Genomic DNA, 5,288 nt, shown 5'->3' with positions numbered 1-5,288 from the left:
GTCGGGGAGTCGGGCGGCTCGCCAGGCCCGACGCCGGTCGAGCGGCAACGGGCCGCCACCCACTACCGCCAACGCGCCGCCGGGCGCCCGCCCCGGCGCACCCGTAGGCGCTGGCTCGGGGCGGAAGTACGGGGTGGCCGTGCTCGTCGTCGCGGACACCGGACTCCGGCGGCGCGGCTTGTGCACGGCCGCGAAGGGAAGTCCTCCCGGGATGCAAGACCCCTCAGCTCCCAGGACCTCGCAGGCCGGCCCACCCCTCGGCGGCACCGGTCGTGCGGATCTCCCCTCGCGCCTGGTGGCGCCCCCCAGCACAACCAGGCATGGTGGAAACTTCTCAGACCGCCAGCGGGCACGACAACCGGGGACTAACCTGTATCAAGGCTCGTACGGCAGGCGTTGACCCAGGTCAATTGCCGAGGTCGGGCCACGACTGTCTGGTCCTGGCGGCAGCCCCCTGCCGAAGGAGGAGGTTGCGATGAGCGTCGACGGTGCGGCCACGGGCCACGCGATGCGAAGTCTCCGCCTCCTGCTGGAGGCATACGCCGGTTGCGAACTCCCCCAGTGGGACCTCTTCGCCAGCAACGTGAGGGTCGTCCGCGTCGAGCCCGGCACCGTCCTGTTCAGCGTCGGGGAGCACCACCCGTACATCTATTTCGTCCAGCGCGGCCTGTTCAAGGCGCAGATGCCCTGCGAAGGCGACCGGCTCACCACCGTGTTCTTCCCCGAGGAGGGGGATGTCCTCGCGTCGATGTCCGCCCTCGGCAACGAAGGGGTCCGCCGGGTCGCGTCCCGCGGGCTGCACCCCCGTTCGGAGAGCCTGCGCGCCGCGGTCGCCGCCGAGACCGTGCACACCGTGACCGCGATCGAGCACAGCCTGCTGCTGCGGGCGAACTACCGGGTGATCGACCATCTCTCGAGCCAGTACCTGCCGTGGGCGCGGCTGACGATGACGATCGCGCTCATGCATGCCACCACCCTCCAGGCCGACGCGGCCTGGCTGCGCAGCACACCCGAGCAGCGCTACCGCAGCCTGTTGCGGGAGCATCCCGGCCTGGTCCAGCGGGTCACCCAGCGCGATCTGGCAAGCTTCCTGAACATCACCGACGTGGCGCTCAGCCGGATCGTCAAGCGTGTCCGCGGCGACGCCCTCCCCACGATCACCACCCAGGACCTGACCGTGGCGTCGGCCGTCCTGCAGGACGGCGCGCTGGCCTGAGCCGCGAACCGCGCCGAAAGTCGGACCCCAGCGTTCCCACAGCCTGCGCACATGCCCGGTCGCGAGGCTGGATGGCATGAACCAGCCGGACGAGGACCGTCATCGCGGTACCCAGGCAGCGCGTGTCGCCGGGGTGGGACTCGGGCTGCTGGGCGCGACCTTCGGCGGCGTCGCCGGCTGGTTCACCCTCGCTCCCGCCACCGCGGTCGCGGCGACAACGGTCGTCTCGACCCACACCGGCACCGTCGCCACGACCGGCGACGAGGCCACCCGGCTCCGCTCCGGTACCGGCAGGCCCCACACCCGCACCGGCGGCGCGTAGATGGTCGCCGCGGCCAACTGGGACGGGTTCGGCACCTGGTGCGAAGTGCTCACCGTCCACGAGGACGACCTGCCCGACGTGGCGGACGAGGCCAGGGCGCGCGTCCGCGACCTCGAGCAGGCGTGCTCGCCCACCGCTCCCGACAGTGAACTCGCCTCGCTCGTCCGCGGCCGTCCGCAGCCGCTGAGCCCGCTGCTCGCCCGCGTCCTCGCCGCGGCGCTGCGGACCGCGGAGGTGACCGACGGACTGGTCACACCGTCGCCCGAGTGGCGGCAGGTGGATCTCGACCTGGACGCGGGGACCGTCGCGATCCCCGAGGGCGTCCGGCTCGACCTCGGCACCGGCGTTCGTGCCGGCGCGGCCGACTGGATCGCCGACGCCTGCCTGACCGGGCTCGGCATCGGCTGCCTGGTGAACCTCGGGGGTGACATCGCCGTCCGGGGCGACGTGCCCGAGGGTGGCTGGCAGGTCGAGATCGACGACCGCCAGCCCGGCGCCGCCGGCAGCCCGGTGATCGCGATGGGCTGGCCGGGCGGCCTCTCCACCGCGACCTCCGCGTCCGGCAGCTGGCGGATGGTCACCGTCGCGGGACGCACCTGCGAGCGGGCGAACGCCGCGGCCCGTGCCGCCCTGGTCCTGGGCGACAGCGCCCCCCGCTGGCTCACCCAACGCGAACTGCCCGCGCGGCTCGTGCACTCCGGGGGCGTGATCGTCCAGACCAACGGCTGGCCGCGGCACCGCTGGAGTGCCTGACCCCGGCACCGCCTACGATGGCCCCCAGATGCCCACCACCGGACGGACACTGCTCTGGCTGCGCAGGGACCTGCGTCGCGCGGACCATCCCGCTCTCGCCGCGGCAGCGGCGAGTGGCTCGGTCGTGCCGGTGTTCGTGCTCGACCCTGCGTTCGTCGAACCGGCAGGGCCGGTGCGCCGCGGCTGGCTCGCCGCCACCCTGCGGGCCCTCGACGCCGGCTACGACGGACGGCTGTGCCTGCGCACCGGCGACCCCCGCGCGATCATCCCTGCCCTCGCCGCAGAGACCGGAGCCACCGAGGTGCACGTGTCGGGCGAGACCGAGCCGGACGGAGCCGCCCGGGACACCGCGGTCCGTTCGCTGCTGGCCGCTGCCGGTGTGGGCTGGGTGGAGACCGGTTCCACCTACGCGGTGACGCCGGGGCGGGTGGTCAACTCCTCCGGCGACGGGTTCGGGGTGTTCACGCCGTTCCTGCGTGCCTGGCGCGCCCACGGCTGGCGCGCTCCGGCCGGGGAGCCCGACGGTCTCGAGCTGGTCGAGGTCCCGAGCGACCCGCGGGGCTGGGCACTGGTGGACGAGGCGCTGGCCGCCTGCCCCGTCCCGCTGCCGCCGGCGGGCGAGGACGCAGCGCTCGCCCGCTGGGCAGCCTTCCTCGCCGACGGGATCGACCGGTACGCCGACGACAGGGACCGGCCCGACCTGGCCGGCACCTCCGGGCTGTCGCCGTACCTGAAGTTCGGGATCGTGCATCCGCGGACGCTGCTCGCCCACCTGGCGGGACGCCGGGGCGCGGGGGCGGAACGGTTCGTGGCCGAACTGGCCTGGCGGGAGTTCTACGCCGACGTGCTGCACCACCGCCCGGACTCGTTGACCGCCGACCTGCACCCGCTGCACCTCCCCTACGACGAGCCGGGGGCAGGTTTCGACGCCTGGCGCGAGGGGCGGACGGGGTACCCGTTCGTCGACGCGGGCATGCGCCAGCTGGTCGCGACCGGCTGGATGCACAACCGCGTCCGGATGGTCACCGCGAGTTTCCTCGCCAAGGACCTGCACGTGTGGTGGCCGCACGGCGCCGCGCACTTCCTCGACCTCCTGATCGACGGCGACCTGGCCTCCAACACGCACGGCTGGCAGTGGGTGGCGGGGACGGGCACCGACGCGGCCCCGTACTTCCGGGTGTTCAACCCGGTCCTCCAGGGCGAACGGTTCGACCCGTCGGGCGATTACGTGCGGCGGTGGGTTCCCGAACTGCGGCACCTGCCGGGTGCGACGGCGCACCGTCCGTGGGAAGCGGCGGACGGGTACGCCCACGGCTATCCCGAGCGCCTCGTCGACCACGCCGAGGAACGCCGGGACGCGCTCGCCCGGTACCGGCAGGCAAGGGCGGATACGCTCGGCGCGTGACCACGAGCCTTCCGTCGACGATCGCGGGGCGGGTGGAGCACGAGCTGGTGGTCAAGAAGTCCCGGTTCATCGCCACCCTCGAGCCGGTGCACACCGTCGCCGCGGCGGACGCGGCGATCGCGGCCGTCCGTCGCCAGCACTGGGCCGCCCGCCACCACTGCGTGGCGCTCGTCGTGGGGCGACACGCAGAGCAGCAGCGGTCCTCCGACGACGGCGAACCGTCCGGCACCGCAGGGGTGCCGATGCTGGAGGTGCTGCGGCAGCGCGGCCTGACCGACCTGGTGGCCGTCGTGACGCGGTACTTCGGGGGCGTCCTGCTCGGCGCGGGCGGTCTGGTCCGTGCCTACTCCTCCGCCGTGTCCGGCGCCCTGGACGGCGCCCGGATCGTGCGCAGGGAGGTGCTGGTCGAGGTCGGCATCAGGGTGCCGCACGGGGACGCCGGCCGGTTCGAGAGCTGGCTGCGGGACTGGGCGGCCGGCCACGACGCCGTCCTGGGCGAGCCGGTCTGGACCGACGTCGCGCGCTTCACCATCCTCGTCCCTCCCGCAGCGTTGACGCTGCTCACCGCCGACACCGCGGCCTTCTCCGCCGGCACCCTGGCACCCGTGGCCGGCGCCGAGCGGATCGTCGACCTGGCCTGACCAGCGGCGGAGACGGCCGGCACCAGGGTCAGCCCGATCCTCGACCTGCGGTTGACCGCGCCGTGGCCGGGCAGCGCGGTGTAGGCGGGTCGGGTGAACGCGGCCTCGTCGTCGTTGGTGAGCACCTCCTCGAACCGGTCCCCGATGTCCCGTCCTTCCGGTCCCGAGCGGGCAGGCTATGGACGCAGGCCCTGCTGGCGCAGGAAGACCCGTCCCGGCCTGGCGCCACGGCCCAGCAGGTCGGGCACGGTGACGAGGGTGAAGCCTCTCCGCTCGAGCCCGTCGATGATCCGCGCGTAGGCGTGCCGGCTGGTGGGCCAGACATCGTGGCTGAGAATGATCGAGCCCCGGCGGGCGTGGCGGAGCACCCGCCGGACGACCAGGTCGGTGTCGTGGTCCCTCCAGTCGGTGGGGTCCACATCCCACAGGATCAGCGACTGCCCGTGCGCCCGGGCGATCTTCCGCACCCGGGCGTCCACCTCGCCGTAGGGCGGCCGGACGAGGGCGGGCCGCTTGCCGGTGATCCGCTTCAGCAGCGCGTCGGTCCGGTGCAACTGGCGGGCGATCGCCGCGCGGCTCAGCTTCCAGAACTGCGGGTGGTCCCAGGAGTGGTTGCCGACCGCGTTGCCCTCGGCGACCATCCGCCGGACCAGCGCCGGGTGCAGCCTCGCGTTCTCGCCCAGGACGAAGAACGTGGCGTGGACCTTCTTCCTCCGCAGCAGGTCGAGCACCTTCGAGGTGTTCGTGACCGGGCCGTCGTCCATGGTGAGGGCCACGCACTTCAGCTTCGAGCAGTCGGGACGGCCGTGCCGGCGACCCCCGCCTCCGGCCTTGGACCCCGAGGTGCCGTCGGGGTCCGCGCCGCCCGTGGTCGCTCCGGCCCCGCCGGCGGTGGCCACGGCGCCACCCGCGGAGGGCAGGCGGAGTTCGGTCGCCTCCCGGACCGGGCGG

Annotated in this window: 6 protein-coding genes; 5 read left to right on the top strand and 1 reads right to left on the bottom strand. The window is 73.8% G+C overall.

The features are described 5' to 3' along the window. Positions 1–475 precede the first annotated feature (475 nt). The 5 genes from QM633_RS13595 to QM633_RS13575 all read left to right on the top strand — a co-directional run bounded on the left by QM633_RS13595 (position 476) and on the right by QM633_RS13575 (position 4,337). Positions 476–1,216 (top strand): Crp/Fnr family transcriptional regulator, encoded by a 741-nt coding sequence (locus QM633_RS13595; RefSeq protein ID WP_415154301.1) that lies wholly within the window; start codon positions 476–478, stop codon positions 1,214–1,216. Positions 1,217–1,292: 76 nt separating this feature from the next. Beyond that, positions 1,293–1,538: a hypothetical protein gene (locus tag QM633_RS13590; protein WP_415154300.1), complete on the top strand. Its 246-nt coding sequence runs from the start codon at positions 1,293–1,295 to the stop codon at positions 1,536–1,538. Further along, on the top strand, positions 1,539–2,291 hold the full coding sequence (locus QM633_RS13585; protein WP_415154299.1) for an FAD:protein FMN transferase: 753 nt from the start codon (positions 1,539–1,541) through the stop codon (positions 2,289–2,291). It abuts the gene before it with no gap. 28 nt (positions 2,292–2,319) lie between these two features. Then, the gene (locus tag QM633_RS13580) at positions 2,320–3,696 is read left to right on the top strand and encodes a cryptochrome/photolyase family protein (RefSeq protein WP_415154298.1); all 1,377 of its coding nucleotides are present in this window, start codon (positions 2,320–2,322) and stop codon (positions 3,694–3,696) included. Next, positions 3,693–4,337: an IMPACT family protein gene (locus QM633_RS13575; protein ID WP_415154297.1), complete on the top strand. Its 645-nt coding sequence runs from the start codon at positions 3,693–3,695 to the stop codon at positions 4,335–4,337. The genes QM633_RS13580 and QM633_RS13575 overlap by 4 nt, the downstream gene beginning before the upstream one ends. 176 nt (positions 4,338–4,513) lie before the next feature. Here the strand turns inward: QM633_RS13575 and QM633_RS13570 are convergent. Beyond that, positions 4,514–5,288 (bottom strand): polysaccharide deacetylase family protein (locus tag QM633_RS13570; protein WP_415154296.1); only part of this gene is annotated, 775 nt, incomplete at its 5' end.

It is taken from the genome of Propionicimonas sp., assembly GCF_047606205.1.
GTDB lineage: Bacteria > Actinomycetota > Actinomycetes > Propionibacteriales > Propionibacteriaceae > Propionicimonas.
This window is presented reverse-complemented; position numbering and strand designations above follow the sequence as displayed.

Coding starts and splice junctions, on each gene's coding strand:
- QM633_RS13595 (WP_415154301.1), top strand. CDS start 476: ATGAGCGTCGACGGTGCGGCCACGGGCCACGCGATGCGAAGTCTCCGC.
- QM633_RS13590 (WP_415154300.1), top strand. CDS start 1,293: ATGAACCAGCCGGACGAGGACCGTCATCGCGGTACCCAGGCAGCGCGT.
- QM633_RS13580 (WP_415154298.1), top strand. CDS start 2,320: ATGCCCACCACCGGACGGACACTGCTCTGGCTGCGCAGGGACCTGCGT.
- QM633_RS13585 (WP_415154299.1), top strand. CDS start 1,539: ATGGTCGCCGCGGCCAACTGGGACGGGTTCGGCACCTGGTGCGAAGTG.